The organism is Candidimonas humi, from assembly GCF_019166065.1.
Taxonomy (GTDB): Bacteria; Pseudomonadota; Gammaproteobacteria; order Burkholderiales; family Burkholderiaceae_B; genus Candidimonas; species Candidimonas humi.
In genome coordinates this window covers 1-15,645 of the sequence record NZ_JAHTBN010000011.1, presented here as the reverse complement: position 1 = coordinate 15,645, position 15,645 = coordinate 1, and the positions used below count along the sequence as shown (strand labels likewise).

The window sequence follows — 15,645 nt, the reverse complement described above, 5'->3', positions numbered from 1 at the left end:
TATTTGTCGCCTGAGGTGCCTGCCTGGCGCGAAGTCTTGGGCGAGAGCCCTCGTCTCTTCGATGGCGCGGCGCTATCAGACGGCTTGCGCGTACAAGTCGTATTCGTCGCTGTCGGTGACGCGGGCGCGCAGCATGTCGCCCGGCTGCAGCGGGCGCTCGCTCTGTACGTAGACATTGCCGTCGATCTCGGGCGCGTCGGCGCTGGAGCGCCCGACCGCGCCGTCGGCGTCGACCTCGTCGATCAGCACGTCGATCTCGCGGCCCACCTTCTGCGCCAGCCTTTCGATGGAAATCGCCTGTTGATGCGCCATGAAGCGTTCCCAGCGTTCCTGCTTGACCTCGTCGGGCACTGCGCCCGGCAGCTCATTGGCGGACGCGCCCTGCACCGGCGAATACTGGAAACAGCCGACGCGGTCGAGCTGGGCTTCGGACATCCAGTCCAGCAGGTACTGGAAATCTTCTTCGGTCTCGCCGGGAAAGCCGACGATGAAGGTCGAGCGCAGGGTCAGCTCGGGACAGGCCTCGCGCCATTGCCGGATGCGCCCCAGCGTGCGGTCTTCGAAGGCGGGGCGCTTCATGGCCTTGAGGATGCGCGGGCTGGCGTGCTGGAAGGGAATGTCCAGGTAGGGCAGGATGCGGCCTTCGGCCATCAGCGGAATGACCTCGTCCACGTGCGGATAGGGATAGACGTAATGCAGCCGCGTCCAGACCCCGAAGCCGGCCAGCGCCTGGCACAGCTCGGTGAGCCGGGTCTTGACCGGCCGGCCATTCCAGAAGCCGCTGCGGAACTTGACGTCCACGCCATAGGCGCTGGTGTCCTGCGAGATCACCAGCAGTTCCTTGACGCCCGCCTTGACCAGGCGCTCGGCCTCGCCCAGCACGTCGCCCACCGGGCGGCTGACCAGCCGGCCGCGCATCGACGGGATGATACAGAAGCTGCAATGGTGGTTGCAGCCCTCGGAAATCTTCAGGTAGGCATAGTGGCGCGGCGTGAGCTTGATGCCTTGCGGCGGCACCAGGTCGACGTAGGGGTCGTGTTCCAGGCTGGGCGGCGCGGCCTCGTGCACCGCCCGTACCACCTGTTCGTATTGCTGCGGCCCGGTGACCGCCAGCACCGCCGGATGCACGTCGCGGATCGCCGATTCCTCCACGCCCATGCAGCCCGTGACAATGACCTTGCCGTTCTCGGCGATCGCCTCGCCGATGGCATCCAGCGATTCCGCCTTGGCGCTGTCGATGAAGCCGCAGGTGTTGACCACCACCACGTCGGCATCGTCGTAGTCCGGCGTAATGGCATAGCCTTCGGTGCGCAATTGGGTCAAGATGCGTTCGGAATCGACCAGCGCCTTGGGGCAGCCCAGGCTGACGAAACCGACTTTGGGGGAATTCATGGATGAGACCTCTGGTATACCCGCGCCCGCGAGGGAAGCCTGGGGGCAGTGCGTAGGGGGCAGGAAAAGACTGTAATTTTAACGGTTGCGGCAGGGCCTTGGAAAACGCGGCGGCGGGTGTGCAAGGCTGATGGGACCCCCTGCCTAGCCATCCTTGGTTTGTGGCCGCGACGGCGTCGACCCGTCCTGAAGCGGGGCGGGCGTCCCGAGGAGCAGGTTCCATGCCCGCGCCCTCTCATGAATTGGTGATACAGTCCCTACCAGATTCCTCCTGCCGCCATGCCCAAGTCCGTATCCGAAACCTCCGCCGGGCCTTCCGGCCCCGCACTGTCCGATATCCTGCTGGCCGCCGCGCACAATGTGCGCGCGGTGTTGTCCGGGCGCTCGCTGTCGGACAGCCTGGCGCAGACGCCGGCGGGGCTGCGGGCGGGCGCGCAGGCGATTTCCTTTCATGCCATGCGCCGCCTGGGCCTGGCCGGCGAGCTGCGCTCGGCCCTGGTGCGGCGGGTTCCCCCCAATCCGTTGTTCGATGCCTTGCTGCTGGTCAGCCTGGTCGTGCTGGACGCCGCCTGCGCCGCGGCTGCCGCGAGCCCGGCTGCAACTGCGACAGCGCCCACGACAGCACCTGCAACCACAGCTGCGGCCGCGCTTGCCGCCGGCGACGAACAGAAAGGCAGGCAAGCGGATGCTGCGGGGCGGGTAGCCTTGCGGCGCGATGTGCCGGTGTACGCCGTGCATACGGTGGTGGACCAGGCGGTGTGCGCCGCGGCCTCGCAAAGCCGGCTCGCGTCCTACAAGGGCCTGCTCAACGGCGTGCTGCGCAATTTCCTGCGCGGCCGCGACGAGTTGCTGGAAAGGGCGCTGCACACGACCCGGGGGCGCTGGAATCATCCCGAATGGTGGGTCAGGCTGCTCGAACGCGCCTATCCCGACGACTGGCAGGCCTTGCTGCTTGCGGCCGACGAGCCCGGGCCCATGACCCTGCGCGTCAATGTGCGCCGCAATACGCCGGCCGAGCTGCTGGCGCGCTTGCGGCAGGCCGGCATCGAGGCGCAGCCGCTGGGCGCGGCGGGCATTGTCCTGGCGCGGCCCTGCCCGGTGCAGCAGATCCCCGGCTTCGAGCAGGGGCTGTGGTCGGTGCAGGACGCCGCGGCCCAGCAGGCGGCCAGTCTGCTGGCGCCGGCCGACGGCATGCGCGTGCTGGATGCCTGCGCCGCGCCGGGCGGCAAGACCGCGCATTTGCTGGAATCGGCCGACATCGAGCTGCAGGCCCTGGATGCCGATGCCGGGCGGCTGGAGCGTGTGGCGCAGAACCTGCGGCGCCTGGGGCTGGACGGCCCGCAGGTGTCGCTGCGCTGCGCCGATGCGGCCGATGTCGAGCAGTGGTGGGACGGGCGTCCCTACGACGCTGTGCTGGCCGACGTACCCTGCACCGCCTCGGGCATCGTGCGCCGCCATCCCGACATCCGCTGGCTGCGCCGCGAGGCCGATGTGGCCCGCACGGCGGCGCTGCAGCGCCGCATCGCCGACGCCTTGTGGCGCACCGTCAAGCCCGGCGGGCGCCTGCTGTACGCCACCTGCTCGATCTTTCCGCAGGAAGGCCGGGTCCAGGCCGAGCAGTTCGCCGGGCGCCATCCCGACGCGCTGCGCCTGCCCGCGCCGGGACAGTTGCTGCCGCTGCCCGGGCAGGGCGCGGCCAGCCTGTATGATGGCTTCTATTACGCTTTGTTTGCCAAGAAGCCTTGAGTCGTCAAAAATAATGGGCCAGGGAAGCTCCGCACTAACGGTCCCGCCTTGCCGGCCAGCCCTTTACCGGGCGTGGCGGCGCCGGGCGGGCGCTGCGGATTTTTCCCGGGGCTTTCGCCTTCGGGCTTTGCGAGAACCTACGCAACTGATGATATTGCGCATGCTGTGTCTGCTGCTCGTATGCCTGGGCCTGTGTGTCCAGGCCGGGCCCGCGTGGGCGCAGGATCCGGCCCAGGTCACCCGGGTCGAGCCCGCGGTGCGCGACGGCGAGCTCTACATCGACGCCGATATCGACTTCGACGTCAGCAGCGAATTGCGCGATGCCGCCGAAAAAGGCGTGCCCATTTATTTCACCGCCGACCTGGAAATCGTCGCGCGTCGCTGGTGGTGGTTCGACCGCACCGTGGTGGACAAGCAGCTCACCTGGCGCGTGGTCTACAACGCCCTGACCCGCCAGTGGCGGGTAGGCACCGGCGACCTGTCCCTGCCCGAAACCTCGCTGAGCGATTCGCTGTCGGTGATCCGGCACATACGCGGCTGGGCCGTGGCCAGCGTCAAAGATCTCGAGTCCGACCGCAAGTACCACGGCAAGATCCGCCTGCGCCTGGACACCTCGCGCCTGGCGCGGCCCTTCCAGATCAATGCGCTCAATAGCAGCGCATGGTCCATGACCACTCCATGGAAAGATTTCACCTTTTCCGTTTCCGTCGCAGATCCCTCCTGACGTGGGGGTTGAGGCTGGTGCTGGCCGTCGCGGCGGTCAGCGCCCTGGCCCTGCTCGCGCTGCTGGTGTGGTCCACAGGCAATGCCTCGCGCTATGCCCAGCAGTACGACACGCTGCTGCTGCTCAACGGCATATTCGCGGTAGCCCTGATTTTCTGGGTGCTGGTGCTTACCGCGAGGCTGCTGCGCCAGATCCGGCGCCGCCAGTTCGGCGCGCGCCTGACTTCGCGCATGGCCTTGTCGTTCGCACTGATCGGCGTGCTGCCGGGCGCGCTGATCTACGTGCTGTCGGTGCAGTTCATGTCGCGGTCGATCGAGTCCTGGTTCAATGTGCGCGTCGATACGGCCCTGGAAGCGGGGCTGAACCTGGGGCGCGCGGCGCTCGATTCGCAGATCAACGACCTGACTTCCCGCGCGCGCGATATTGCGGCCAAGCTGGCCAATTCCAGTGATTCGGACATGGCGCTGGCCATTACCACCTTGCGCGAAGCCAGCGGCGTGGCCGAGGTCATGGTCTTTACCGGCAGCGGCCGGCTGGTGGCCTTCTCGTCCTCGGCCTATGGCCAGTTGCTGCCCGACATGCCGCCGGCCAGCGTCATGAACCAGTTGCGGGTGTCGCGCGGCTACGCGGCGGCGGAAACCTATGACCGCAAGAGCGGCGGCCTGGGCCCGGAAGACGAGGGTTCGGGGCTGCGCCTGCGCATCGTGATACCCATCAATTCGATGGATCGCTTTTCCTATGCGCTGGGCGTGGCGCCCGACACGCGCTGGCTGCAGGTGATACAGCCGGTGCCGGACCAGATCGCGCACAACGCCAACCAGGTGCAGCAGGGCTTTCGCGACTATCAGGAACTGGCCCTGTCGCGCCTGGGCCTGCGCAAGCTGTACGGCATTACCCTGACCCTGGCGCTGATCCTGGCGGTGTTTGCCGCCGTGGTGGCCGCGCTGGCCTTGTCGCGCCGCCTGGTGCGCCCGCTGCTGACGCTGGCCGCGGGCACGCAGGCGGTCGGGGTGGGCGATTACCGGCCCTTGCCCGAGCCGCCCGAAAAGGACGAGGTCGGGCAACTGACCCGTTCTTTCAATGCCATGACGCGCCAGCTCGACGAAGCGCGCCACATGGTCGAGAGCAACCGCCAGCAGCTCGAGCGCTCCAAGGTGTACCTGGAATCGGTGCTGAGCAATCTGTCCTCGGGCGTGCTGGTGTTCGACGAAGCCTTCCGCGTCACCATGTTCAACCAGGGGGCGCAGGCCATCCTGCGCGTCGACCTGCGCTCGGTCAAGGGCCGGCCGCTCGAGACCGTCGAGGGCGCGTTCGAGTTGTCGCACCAGATCCGCCAGGCTTTCGCCGCCCACACCGCGGTGGGCTCGGAGCGCCAGTACTGGCAGCAGCAGTTCGAGCTGGAAGTCGAGGCCGCCAGCGACAACGAGCAGAAGAAACACGTGGTTACCCTGCTGGCGCGCGGCACGCATCTCAGCGTGGACGGCCGCAACAACGGCTACCTGGTGGTGTTCGACGACATCAGCGAAGTCATTTCCGCCAATCGCACGGTGGCCTGGGGCGAGGTGGCGCGCCGCCTGGCGCACGAAATCAAGAATCCCCTGACGCCCATACAGTTGTCGGCCGAGCGCCTGGCGATGAAGCTGGCCGACCGGCTCGGCGAGGCCGACGCCGCCATGCTCGTGCGTTCGACCAATACCATCGTCAACCAGGTGGCTTCGCTCAAGCAGATGGTGGACGACTTCCGCGAATACGCGCGCACGCCGCCCGCCCAGATGCAGGCGATCGATATCAACGCGCTGATAGCCGAGGTGCTGACGCTGTATGGCTGGGATCCGGCCGCCGGTGCGACCGGACGCGAAGAGCGGCGCGGGCCGGCGATCGAGGCCGATTTCGATGCCGAGGTTCCGATCATCGAGGGCGACCCGATGCAGCTGCGCCAGGTCATACATAATCTCCTGGCCAATGCGCGCGACGCAGCCAGCCAGGAACAGCCGCTGTCCGAGGCCCGCATCCAGGTGCAGACGCGCTTGACGCATTCCGGCGCCGACGGGGGCGAACAGCACCAGGCGGTGCGCCTGACCGTCACGGACAATGGCCCCGGTTTCGCGTCGCAAGTGCTGCCGCGCGTCTTCGAGCCTTATGTCACGACCAAGTCGACGGGCACCGGCCTGGGCCTGGCCATCGTCAAGAAAATCGTGGAAGAGCACGGCGGGCGTATCGACATTTCCAATCGGCGCGAAGGCGGCGCGCGCATATCGATTCTGCTGACGCGCCTGGCCCCCGGTTCTGGAAGTGCGCAAGCCTGATGGCGCCGCGCCCAGGGCGCCCGTCCCTGCGGTCTATGGACTCTGCGGCGCAAGGGAACGATAATGCGGGGAAAAGATAAGTGAGGATGTATGGCCAGAATCCTGGTTGTTGATGACGAAATAGGCATACGCGAGCTGCTGTCCGAGATCCTCTACGATGAAGGACACACCGTCGAACTCGCCGAAAACGCCGCGCAGGCCCGGGCCGCGCGGCTGCGCGCGCGGCCCGATCTCGTCCTGCTCGATATCTGGATGCCCGACACCGACGGCGTCAGCCTGCTCAAGGAATGGGGTTCGCAGGGCCTGCTCGACATGCCGGTCATCATGATGAGCGGCCACGCCACCGTGGATACGGCGGTCGAGGCCACCCGCATCGGCGCGGTCGATTTCCTCGAAAAACCCATCACCCTGCAAAAGCTGCTGAAATCCATCGCCGCCGGCCTGGCCCGGCCGGTGCTATCGCCCAGCCTGGCGGCGGCCGCGCGCCTGCCCGAACGACGCCCCGAAACCGGCCAGCCGCTGGTCACCACGCCGGCGCCGGAAGCCGCCGAACCGCAAGCCAAGGACACCGGCAATTCCCTGCTGGGCAGCATCGCGCTCGACCAGCCCCTGCGCGATGCGCGCGACGAATTCGAACGCATATATTTCGAATACCATCTGGGCCGCGAGAATCACAGCATGACGCGCGTGTCGGAAAAAACCGGCCTGGAACGCACCCACCTTTATCGCAAGCTCAAGCAGCTCGGCATCGATTCGTCGCGCAAGAAAAGTAGTTGATAGCTCGGCATCGATTCGTCGTGCAAGAAAAGCAGTTGATCCGGCGGGCGCAGTTGATCCCGCGGGCGGCGAGCTGCAAGAACTAGCTCTACGCAGGAAATAATCGATGCCCGGCCGGCCTCGGCCGGCGCCTCATCGCCGGTCGCCCAACTGGCGCCGTAGCTCTTTCAGGATTGCGTCGGATCGGACTTGCGCTTGCGCACGATGGACGCTACCGAAACCCGCGTCTCGCCGGGTACGCTGCGGTCGATCGCCCCGCGCCAGGCATGCCCGTAGGCGATTTCCAGGCTCAGGTGTATGGTGCCGTCCTGGTGGCGCTGCTTTTCCAGGGCCTCGCACAAGCGGTCGCGCCAGGCGCGCGAGGCCAGCCCGGGCTTGCGCCCCAGCGCGGGGTTGCCGCCCAGGGCGCGCAAGTCCGCCAGCAGCTTGTCCGCATTGCGGTAGGTCAGCGTAAGGATTTCCTGGTCCATGACCGGGTCGGCGAAGCCATGCTCGATCAGCAGGTCGCCGAAATCGTGCATGTCGACGAAGCTGGGCGTGACGGTGTCCAGGCCGGCGCTTTGCAGCGCATCGCGCAGTTCGCGCAGCGACCCCGGGCCCAGGCACGAGAACATGGCCAGGCCGCCGGTCTTGAGCGTGCGCCGCCATTCAGCCAGCACGCGGTGCGGCTGCGGATGCCAGTGCAGCGCCATATTGGACCAGACCAGGTCCAGGCTTTCGGGCGGCAGGCCGCTGTCGGCCATGTCGGCGCGCAGGAAGCGCACGGCGCGAGTGGGCTTGTTGCGCAGCTTCTGCCACAGGCTGGGCTTGGCCGAGTATCTTTCGGTGGCCACTTGCAGCAGGGCGGCGCTGGCGTCCAGTCCGATGTAGTCCACCTCGGGGTAGCGCGAGCGCAAGGGTTCCAGCGCGTGCGCGGCGCCGCAGCCCGCGTCGAGCAGTGCCGTGGGCTGCAGCCGTATGTAGCTCAGGCGCTGCAGCATGCGCTGCGTCACTTCGCCATACAAGAACTGCGCTTCGTCCAGCGGACTGCGGCGCGAGAACTGCAGCGTCACGTGGTCGGGGTTCAGGGGCAGGGTGGGAGGCTGTGACATGATTGCGCGCAAGGGCTGGTGGCTCTGGGAGATTCGTGCTCAGATGCGGCATGAGCTCGGACGAGCCGGCATGCAGTTCCTACTATTATGGCTTATCCCACCCCGGCGCGCGAATCGGCGCCTTCTTCCACGCGGCATCTTTCTTTCGGCAGCGCCTGCGCGGCGCGGGCCTGGAGGCTGCGGCGCGGCTGGGACGACTTGCTGCGCCGGATACCTTGCGACTGCCCGCTATGCGGCGGGCCGGCAGCCGGCAATCTGCTGTGCGGCGTTTGCCGCGGCGATGTCCTGTCCGCGCGTGCCGCCGCGCCCGCGCATTGCGCCGTGTGCGCGTTGTCGCTGCGCGGGCGGCAGTGTCCCGACTGCGCCGTGCTGTGCCCGGCCTTCGATCGCGTCGTCGCCGCCTTCGATTACGCCGCGCCCGGCGACCTGCTCATACGCCACATGAAGAACCGGCACCGCCATGCGCACGCGCGCACGCTGGCGGAACTGCTGGCCGGCGCCGTGGAATGCGCGGCGCCGTCCTTGCCGCGGCATACAATCATGGTTCCCGTGCCCGCCAGCCGGGACGCCCTGAAACGGCGCGGCTTCAATCCGGCAGCCGAGATAGCGCGCGCATTGGCGCGGCGCCTGCCTTATGCGCTGCGGCCCGAACTGCTGCAGCGCACCCGCGAGGGGCGCCGGCAGGCGAGGCTGCCGCGCGAACAGCGGCTCAGCAGTGTCGAGCATCTTTACGCGTGTCCGACGCCGGTGCCCGGCGCGGCCATCGCTGTGGTGGACGACGTGCTCACCACCGGCAGCACGCTGGACAGCATCGCACGCGCCTTCAAGGCGGCCGGCGCCGCGTCGGTGACCGGGCTGGTGGTGGCGCGCACGCCCTACGGCGAGGGCCGCTGATGTGCCGCCGCGCGGCAATGCCGGGCGGGGGGAGGCAAAGGCGCAGAGGCCCTTGAGGCGCCCGGCCTGCTTGCAGTGTTTGAGAGCAGGCGCCGGGAAAGCGCAGGCTCGGCGGGACCCGGCCCGGCCGGAGTGTTCGGCCTTTTTCGGCCAAGAGCCGCATTGGGCTGCGACGGCTGGCTACACACCGGGGCTGCACACCACTTATATAGGAAGCCATGTTTCATATCGTTCTGGTCGAACCCGAGATTCCGCCCAACGCGGGTAATGTCATCCGGCTGGCCGCCAATGCGGGTGCCTGGCTGCATTTGGTGCGGCCATTGGGCTTCGAGCTCGAAGACAGCAAGCTGCGGCGCGCCGGGCTGGATTATCACGAGTGGGTCGATGTGCGGGTGCACGACAGCCTGCAGCAGGCGCTGCAATTCATAGGGGCTGCGGCGCAGCGGTGCTATGCCATGACGACTCGCGCCAGCACGAAGCTGGGCGAGGCGCGGTTCCAGCCGGGGGATGTCTTCGTGTTCGGCCGCGAAACCGCGGGTTTGTCGGCGGCCCAGTTGGAATTGTTTCCGCCGGAACAGCGGCTGCGCCTGCCGATGCGTCCCAATCAGCGCAGCCTGAATCTGTCCAATGCAGTCGCGGTAACTGTCTACGAGGCCTGGCGCCAGGCGGGGTATGAGGGGAGCGTCTGACGCGGGGTGGTTGGGGCGCGCGTTACTGGGTTCTTGAACCGCTGAGGCTGCCCTGCGGAGTTCCGATGCTCGCCCAACCTCGGGCTGTGCTTCGGACTCCTCCGGGGTCCTCAGCTTGCACCGCGACATGCGACGGGTTTAATCCGTTTCTAAACAAAGCCTGGTTTAGAAACGGGACAACAACAGTACAGGATGCCTGGCTGCGAGCCGGGGACCCCGTAGGAGTCCGAAGCGCAGGCGAGTCTGCCGAGCATCGGAACCGCAGGGCAGCCCCGGCGGCTCAAGAACGCAGCACAGCCGAACGCAGCACAGCCGAACGCAGCACAGCCGAACGCAGCACAGCCGAACGCAGCACAGGCGAATGCACCACAGACCCTGATCTTGCGAACAGGCCCGTGCAAACAAATAAAAAGCCGCCGACGTAATCAAACGAAGGCGGCGTACGGACTCTTGCGGCGAGCCGCAAGCGCTATCAATCCAGCGACAGATGCAGCCTGTCGATCACGGCGCCCCAGCGCGCCTTGTCCTTGTTCATCAGGTCGGTGAGCTGTTCGGGCGAAGACGGTTCGGCCGAGAAATACAGCGCCGCCATCTTCTGCTTCACATCGGGGTCGGCGAGAATCTGCGTGATGGCCTGGTTGAGGCGGTCGACGATGTCCTCGGGCGTGCCGCCGGGGGCGAACATGGCGTCCCAGGATATGGCCTCGAAGCCGGGGTAGCCCTGGCTCGCCATCGTCGGGATACCCGGCAGCAACTCGCTGGGCTGCAGGCTGGTGATCGCCAGCGCGCGCACCTTGCCGGCGCTGATCTGCGGCATTGCCACGCCGGGCACCATGAAGCTGGCCTGGATGTCGCCGCTGATGATGGACGAGACGACCTGCGGAAAGCCGGTATAGGGGATCTGCTGCAGCGAAATGCCCGACTGGTGTTCGAACATCGCCATCGACAGGTGCGAGGAACTGCCGGGCCCGACGCTGCCGTAGTTCAGCGCATCGGGCTTGGCCTTGGCCATGGCCACGAAATCCTGCACGCTCTTGGCCTTGGAACTCGCCGGCACGATCAGCACGTTGGGGCTGGTGCCCACCAGGGTGATGGGCGCCAGGTCTTTGGTCGGGTCATAGCCCAGCGTCTTCTTGTAGAGCGTGGGCGCGGTGACCATGGGGCCGTTGATCGTCAGCAGGATCGTGTAGCCGTCGGGCTTGGCCTTGCTGGCATAGCGCGTGCCGATGTTGCCGCCGGCGCCGGGCTTGTTCTCGACGATGACGGGCTGGGACAGGGCCTTGGACAGCGGGTCGGCGATCAGGCGGGCCAGGGTGTCGGGCGAGGATCCGGGCGGGAACGGCACCACCATCTGGATGGCATGGTCCGGCCACGGCGAGGCCATGGCGGCGGGAACGGCGCACAGCGCCGCAGCGCTGGCGGCGAGGCTCAGGATGGTCTTGTGCGCGGCCCTGCGGGACGGCAAGAACTTGGACATGAAAAATCCCTTCGATGTAGGCATGGATCAAGATGTCAGGACAGTGCCGTCTCGGCCCGGGCTTCGCGGGCCAGCAGGTTCGAGACCGCCTGTACGGGTGAAATACCGTCGAATAATACTGCGCACACGGCCTCTGTAATAGGCAGGTCTACACGATGGCGCCGGCCCAGTTCCAGCGCGGCGCGGGCGCAGCGCACGCCTTCGGTCGTCATGCCCCTGGCCAGCACTTGTTCCAGGGTGGCGCCCTGGCCGATCGCCAGGCCCGCCTGGCGGTTGCGGGACAGGGCCCCGGTGGCGGTCAGCACCAGGTCGCCCAGGCCGGTCAGGCCCGCAAAGGTGTCGGCCTGTCCGCCGAGCGCGACGCCCAGGCGTTGCATTTCGGCCAGGCCGCGCGTGACCAGCGCGGCGCGGGCATTGGTGCCCAGGCCCAGGCCGTCGGCGATGCCGCAGGCGATGGCCATCACGTTCTTGAGGGCGCCGCCCACTTCGACCCCGACCACGTCGGTGCTGGTATAGATGCGCGCATGGCCGCCGTGCAGGCTGGCCGTGACCGCCGCGGCCACTGTGGGCCGGGTGCCGGCGATCGTCAGGGCTACGGGCAGGCCGCGCGCGACTTCGAGGGCGAAGGACGGGCCCGAAAGCACGCCCAGGCCGGGAGTGGCGGCGGCGTCCAGGCCGGCCGCGGCCAGGGCTTCCTGGACGATTTCATGAGGCAGTTTGCCGGTTTCCTGGTGGAAGCCCTTGCAGGTCCAGACCAGGGATACGGGGGCGGCGTCGCCGCCGCGCGCGGCCAGTTGCGGCGCCAGGCTGGCGCATACGCCGCCCAGGCCGGCCACCGGCACGCCCAGCAGGAGCAGGCCGCCCGCGGGCCCGCAGGCGTGGCGCGCGGCGGCGTCGAAATCGTCGCCGATCGCGAGTTGCGGCGGCAGGGCGATGTCGGGCAGGTATTTGTCGTTGCGGCCGGTGGCGCGCATGCGCTGCGCCAGTCCGGCGTCGCGCGCCCACAGCAGGGTGTCGGCGCGGACGCTGGCCAGTGCGGCAAGCGCCGTGCCCCAGATGCCCGCCCCCAGCACCGCGACGCGGATGGGGGATGCGGCGCGTCCTTCGGGCGTAGAGGAAGAACGGCCCTCCTGCCGCTGCGCGGCATCCTCCCCGTGGGAGGGAGTACGCCCTCCGGGCGGCCGCGCGGGCGTAAGGGAAGGGCGGCCCTCCTGCCGCTGCGCGGCATCCTCCCCATGGGAGGGAGTACGCCCTCCGGGCGGCCGCGCGGGCGTACTCATCTTACTGCCGCGTCACGCCCGGCGGCAGCACGATGCCGGAGTCGTTCTTGCCTTGTTCTTCGGCCATTTGCGAGATGCGCTGTTCGTACAGGGCCTGGAAGTTGACTTCGGCCAGGTGCAGCGGGGGCAGGGAGGTGCGGTTGATGAGGTCGGCGACGTTGGCGCGCAGGTAGGGGTAGAGCATGGTCGGGCAGACGATGCCCAGCAGCGGGTCGAGCTGTTCGGCCGGGATGTTGGAGGCTTCGAAGATGCCGGCTTGCGTGGCTTCGATCAGGTACAGCACCTTGTCCGAGATGCGCGTGGTGACGGTCGAGGTCACGGTGCATTCGTAGACGGTGTCGGCCAACTGCTGGCCGCTGACGTTGATCGACACTTCGACGCTGGGAGTGTCCTGTTCCAGGAAGATCTGCGGCGCGTTGGGCATTTCCAGCGATACGTCCTTCACGTAGGTACGCTGCAGGCTGAAGCTGGGGTCCTGGGAGTCCTGCTGGGTGTTGGTGTCTTGGTCGGCCATGGGATGGTTTTCCTGGTTATAAGATGTGTGTCGGAATTTAGTGCTGCAGCAGCGGTACCAGACCGTCGGCGCGGTCCAGCGCCGACAGGTCGTCGTAGCCGCCGATGTGGCGGTCATCGATATAGATCTGCGGCACGGTGCGCCGCCCGGTGCGCTCTATCATGACGGCGCGCTGGGAAGGATCCTGGTCGATGCGTATCTTGTTGATTTCGGTGACGCCGCGCTGCTTGAGCAGCATTTCGGCGCGGGCGCAGTAGGGGCAAACCCCGGTGCAGTACATGGTAACGTTGGCCATAGGTCTTGCGCTGGATAGCGCCATCAGAATTTATAGATATAGTACATATGGGGGCCGAATGGCTGCCGACAAGGCCTGCCGCCGGCTCGGCGGGCAGGAAAGGCCGGGCCGGCCGGCAAAAGGCTCAGGCCTTCTTGCCCAGCGGCAGGCCGCCCTGGGTCCAGCCGCGCAGGCCGCCTTCCAGGCTCACGGCCTCGAGGCCTTGCTTGCGCAGCACCGCCACGGCCCGCGCGGATTCGCGCCCCTGGTCGCAGACCAGGATGACGGGCTTGTTCTTGGGCAGCCCCGCGGCCTTGGCGGCGAGTTCGGCCGCCGGGATATTGCGCGCCTGGGCGATGCTGCCGGCCTTGAACTGCTCGGGGGTGCGCACGTCGACGAATATCGCCTGGCGCTGGTTTGCCAACTGTATGGCTTCCTGTACGCTTACCGCGTTGCCGCCGCGGCCTTTGGTCAGCGACGGCCACAGCAGCATGCCGCCCGAAACCAGGGCGATGATCACTATGTACAGGTTGTTTTGGCTTAAAAGAAAATCCACGATCTATCCTGAATTGGCTCCCGGAATAAGAGCCGAATCAGACAATTATAAAATGGAGAAAACAATTCACCTTTCGGGCCTTTCTGACCATGCATAAACTTGTACTCATGCGCCACGGCGAGAGCCAGTGGAATCTGGAAAACCGCTTCACCGGCTGGACCGACGTAGACCTGACCGAAACCGGGCGGCAGCAGGCCTGGCAGGCCGGAGAACTGCTCAAGAGCCAGGGCTTCGAGTTCGACCTGGCGTATTCCTCGGTGCTCAAGCGCGCGATACGCACGCTCTGGATCGCGCTGGACGCGCTGGACGCCATGTACACGCCCATAGGCCTGAGCTGGCGCCTGAACGAGCGCCACTACGGCGCACTGCAGGGGCTGAACAAGGCCGAGACGGCGGCCAAGTTCGGCGATGAGCAGGTGCTGATCTGGCGCCGAGCCTATGCCATCGCCCCCGATCCCTTGCCCCTGGACGACCCGCGCCATCCGCGTTTCGACCGCCGCTACGCCAAGATCGCGGCCGACAAGCTGCCCGCCACCGAGTGTCTCAAGGACACCGTGGCGCGCGTCATCCCGTTCTGGAACGAATCGATCGCGCCGGCCATCCGCGCCGGGCGGCGCGTGCTGGTGGCCGCCCACGGCAACAGCCTGCGCGCGCTCATCAAGCATCTGGACGGCGTTTCGGACGACGACATCGTGCACCTGAACATCCCCACCGGGCAGCCGCTGGTGTACGAGCTGGACGACGAACTGCGCCCCGTCCGCCATTATTATCTGGGCGACCCCGACGAGATCGCGGCCGCGGTGGCCGCCGTGGCGGCCCAGGGCAAGGCTGCCAAATAGGCAATCAGATAGGCAAAGACAAGGAAACCTCCCGGATGCGCGCTTCCTCATGATCGGAACGGCAGACTTGCGGCGCCTGGCCGGCTGTGCCGCGCTGATCGCGGGCGCATGGGCGGGCGTCGCCGTGGCCGCCGATTCCTCGGCGGTGCTGGCGGCCCGCCAGGAACAGGCGCGCAAGCAGCGTTCCGAGCTGCGCGGGCGCATCCAGAAGCTGCAAAAGGACATCGACCACCAGGAATCGTCGCGGCGCGAGGCCGCCGACGCGCTGCAGGCCTCGGAATCGGCCATTTCGTCGATCGACCGGCGCCTGACCGAGCTGGCCGCCCAGAAGAGCGCCGCCGAGGCCGATCTGGCGCGCATCGCTGCCGATACTGCCGCGCGCCGCAAGGAATTGGCGGCGCGCCAGGCCGAGCTGGCCGAACAATTGCGCTCGGAATATGCCAGCGGCCTGTCTCCCTGGACGGCCCTGCTGTCCGGCAACGACCCCCAGGCCATAGGGCGCGAGCTGGGCTATCTGGGCTATGTGTCCAAGGCGCGCGCCGATACCTTGCGGGCCATCCGCCGGGTGCTGCAGGAGCTGGACGGCTTGCGGGTCCGTTCCGAGGCGCGCCGCCAGGAATTGCTGCAAGTGGCGCAGCAGACCCAGGAACAAAAAGACGAACTCGAACGTCAAAAGCTGGAACATCAGAAAGTACTGGCCAGTATCGACGCCCAGCTCAAGCAGCAGCGCGGCCAGGCGCAGACACTGGAGCACAACGACCAGCGCATGGGCCGCCTGATCCAGGGGCTGGACCAGGCCATTGCCCAGCAGCGCGAGGCCGAACGCAAGGAACGCGAACGGCGCAAGGCGGAAGCCGAACGCCGCGCCCGCGAGGCGCGCGAACGGCAGCTGCAGGCCGAGCAGGCCGCCCGCGAGGCCCAGGCCCGCAAGCAGGCCCAGGCTCAGGCCCAGGCGCAGCAGCAAGCGCAGGCGCAGGAACAGGCGCGCCAGGCTCGCGAGCAGGTCGAGGCGGCCCGCGCCCAGGCACGCCAGGCCGAGGCCGAAAAGGCCAGGCAGGCCCAGCAGCAGTCCGCGCGGGCGGCCGC

Annotated in this window: 15 protein-coding genes; 8 read left to right on the top strand and 7 right to left on the bottom strand. The window is 67.4% G+C overall.

What is annotated here, in order from left to right; genetic code table 11:
• Nucleotides 1-75: 75 nt before the first annotated feature.
• Nucleotides 76-1,392: a 30S ribosomal protein S12 methylthiotransferase RimO gene (rimO, locus tag KVP10_RS18325; protein WP_217966187.1), complete on the bottom strand. Its 1,317-nt coding sequence runs from the start codon at nucleotides 1,390-1,392 to the stop codon at nucleotides 76-78.
• A 456-nt stretch (nucleotides 1,393-1,848) separates the two neighbouring features.
• Between rimO and rsmB the strand changes: the two genes are divergently transcribed.
• From rsmB to KVP10_RS18305, 4 genes are all read left to right on the top strand, one after another.
• Nucleotides 1,849-3,138: a 16S rRNA (cytosine(967)-C(5))-methyltransferase RsmB gene (gene rsmB, locus KVP10_RS18320; RefSeq protein WP_425514662.1), complete on the top strand. Its 1,290-nt coding sequence runs from the start codon at nucleotides 1,849-1,851 to the stop codon at nucleotides 3,136-3,138.
• Nucleotides 3,139-3,298: 160 nt separating this feature from the next.
• Entirely contained in the window at nucleotides 3,299-3,862 is a 564-nt protein-coding gene (locus KVP10_RS18315) for a DUF4390 domain-containing protein (RefSeq protein WP_246600826.1), read from the top strand.
• Nucleotides 3,817-6,168 (top strand): sensor histidine kinase, encoded by a 2,352-nt coding sequence (locus KVP10_RS18310; protein WP_376810983.1) that lies wholly within the window; start codon nucleotides 3,817-3,819, stop codon nucleotides 6,166-6,168. Before KVP10_RS18315 ends, KVP10_RS18310 begins: the two co-directional genes overlap by 46 nt.
• 90 nt (nucleotides 6,169-6,258) lie before the next feature.
• A complete protein-coding gene (locus tag KVP10_RS18305; protein WP_217966185.1) occupies nucleotides 6,259-6,945 on the top strand; it encodes a response regulator in 687 nt (228 codons plus the stop codon).
• Between the two features lie 167 nt (nucleotides 6,946-7,112).
• Here KVP10_RS18305 and KVP10_RS18300 read toward each other — a convergent pair whose 3' ends face one another.
• Nucleotides 7,113-8,036: a methyltransferase domain-containing protein gene (locus KVP10_RS18300; RefSeq protein ID WP_217966184.1), complete on the bottom strand. Its 924-nt coding sequence runs from the start codon at nucleotides 8,034-8,036 to the stop codon at nucleotides 7,113-7,115.
• 87 nt (nucleotides 8,037-8,123) lie between these two features.
• Here KVP10_RS18300 and KVP10_RS18295 point away from each other — a divergent pair, with 87 nt between their 5' ends.
• Together KVP10_RS18295 and KVP10_RS18290 are read left to right on the top strand one after the other, a co-directional pair.
• Nucleotides 8,124-8,930: a ComF family protein gene (locus tag KVP10_RS18295; RefSeq protein ID WP_217966183.1), complete on the top strand. Its 807-nt coding sequence runs from the start codon at nucleotides 8,124-8,126 to the stop codon at nucleotides 8,928-8,930.
• A 218-nt stretch (nucleotides 8,931-9,148) separates the two neighbouring features.
• Nucleotides 9,149-9,619 carry a tRNA (cytidine(34)-2'-O)-methyltransferase gene (locus KVP10_RS18290; RefSeq protein WP_217966182.1) on the top strand — a complete coding sequence of 157 codons (471 nt, stop codon included), beginning with the start codon at nucleotides 9,149-9,151 and terminating at the stop codon, nucleotides 9,617-9,619.
• 472 nt (nucleotides 9,620-10,091) lie between these two features.
• Here KVP10_RS18290 and KVP10_RS18285 read toward each other — a convergent pair whose 3' ends face one another.
• From KVP10_RS18285 to KVP10_RS18265, 5 genes are all read right to left on the bottom strand, one after another.
• On the bottom strand, nucleotides 10,092-11,096 hold the full coding sequence (locus KVP10_RS18285; protein ID WP_217966181.1) for a Bug family tripartite tricarboxylate transporter substrate binding protein: 1,005 nt from the start codon (nucleotides 11,094-11,096) through the stop codon (nucleotides 10,092-10,094).
• Nucleotides 11,097-11,131: 35 nt separating this feature from the next.
• Complete coding sequence (locus tag KVP10_RS18280) at nucleotides 11,132-12,169, bottom strand: NAD(P)H-dependent glycerol-3-phosphate dehydrogenase (protein ID WP_343218769.1); 1,038 nt, start codon at nucleotides 12,167-12,169, stop codon at nucleotides 11,132-11,134.
• A gap of 208 nt (nucleotides 12,170-12,377) precedes the next feature.
• Nucleotides 12,378-12,890, bottom strand: a complete 513-nt coding sequence (gene secB, locus KVP10_RS18275) for a protein-export chaperone SecB (protein WP_217966179.1) — start codon at nucleotides 12,888-12,890, stop codon at nucleotides 12,378-12,380.
• A 37-nt stretch (nucleotides 12,891-12,927) separates the two neighbouring features.
• Nucleotides 12,928-13,185 carry a glutaredoxin 3 gene (grxC, locus tag KVP10_RS18270; RefSeq protein ID WP_217966178.1) on the bottom strand — a complete coding sequence of 86 codons (258 nt, stop codon included), beginning with the start codon at nucleotides 13,183-13,185 and terminating at the stop codon, nucleotides 12,928-12,930.
• A 124-nt stretch (nucleotides 13,186-13,309) separates the two neighbouring features.
• Nucleotides 13,310-13,720 carry a rhodanese-like domain-containing protein gene (locus tag KVP10_RS18265; protein ID WP_343218768.1) on the bottom strand — a complete coding sequence of 137 codons (411 nt, stop codon included), beginning with the start codon at nucleotides 13,718-13,720 and terminating at the stop codon, nucleotides 13,310-13,312.
• A gap of 89 nt (nucleotides 13,721-13,809) precedes the next feature.
• Here KVP10_RS18265 and gpmA point away from each other — a divergent pair, with 89 nt between their 5' ends.
• Both gpmA and KVP10_RS18255 read left to right on the top strand, forming a co-directional pair.
• Entirely contained in the window at nucleotides 13,810-14,559 is a 750-nt protein-coding gene (gene gpmA / locus KVP10_RS18260; protein ID WP_217966177.1) for a 2,3-diphosphoglycerate-dependent phosphoglycerate mutase, read from the top strand.
• A 49-nt stretch (nucleotides 14,560-14,608) separates the two neighbouring features.
• A partial coding sequence (locus KVP10_RS18255; protein WP_217966176.1) for a murein hydrolase activator EnvC family protein occupies nucleotides 14,609-15,645 on the top strand: 1,037 nt, incomplete at its 3' end.

Coding starts and splice junctions, on each gene's coding strand:
- KVP10_RS18300 (WP_217966184.1), bottom strand. CDS start 8,036: ATGTCACAGCCTCCCACCCTGCCCCTGAACCCCGACCACGTGACGCTG.
- KVP10_RS18295 (WP_217966183.1), top strand. CDS start 8,124: ATGGCTTATCCCACCCCGGCGCGCGAATCGGCGCCTTCTTCCACGCGG.
- KVP10_RS18315 (WP_246600826.1), top strand. CDS start 3,299: ATGCTGTGTCTGCTGCTCGTATGCCTGGGCCTGTGTGTCCAGGCCGGG.
- secB (WP_217966179.1), bottom strand. CDS start 12,890: ATGGCCGACCAAGACACCAACACCCAGCAGGACTCCCAGGACCCCAGC.
- rsmB (WP_425514662.1), top strand. CDS start 1,849: ATGCGCCGCCTGGGCCTGGCCGGCGAGCTGCGCTCGGCCCTGGTGCGG.
- grxC (WP_217966178.1), bottom strand. CDS start 13,185: ATGGCCAACGTTACCATGTACTGCACCGGGGTTTGCCCCTACTGCGCC.
- KVP10_RS18285 (WP_217966181.1), bottom strand. CDS start 11,096: ATGTCCAAGTTCTTGCCGTCCCGCAGGGCCGCGCACAAGACCATCCTG.
- gpmA (WP_217966177.1), top strand. CDS start 13,810: ATGCATAAACTTGTACTCATGCGCCACGGCGAGAGCCAGTGGAATCTG.
- rimO (WP_217966187.1), bottom strand. CDS start 1,392: ATGAATTCCCCCAAAGTCGGTTTCGTCAGCCTGGGCTGCCCCAAGGCG.
- KVP10_RS18310 (WP_376810983.1), top strand. CDS start 3,817: ATGGAAAGATTTCACCTTTTCCGTTTCCGTCGCAGATCCCTCCTGACG.
- KVP10_RS18290 (WP_217966182.1), top strand. CDS start 9,149: ATGTTTCATATCGTTCTGGTCGAACCCGAGATTCCGCCCAACGCGGGT.
- KVP10_RS18305 (WP_217966185.1), top strand. CDS start 6,259: ATGGCCAGAATCCTGGTTGTTGATGACGAAATAGGCATACGCGAGCTG.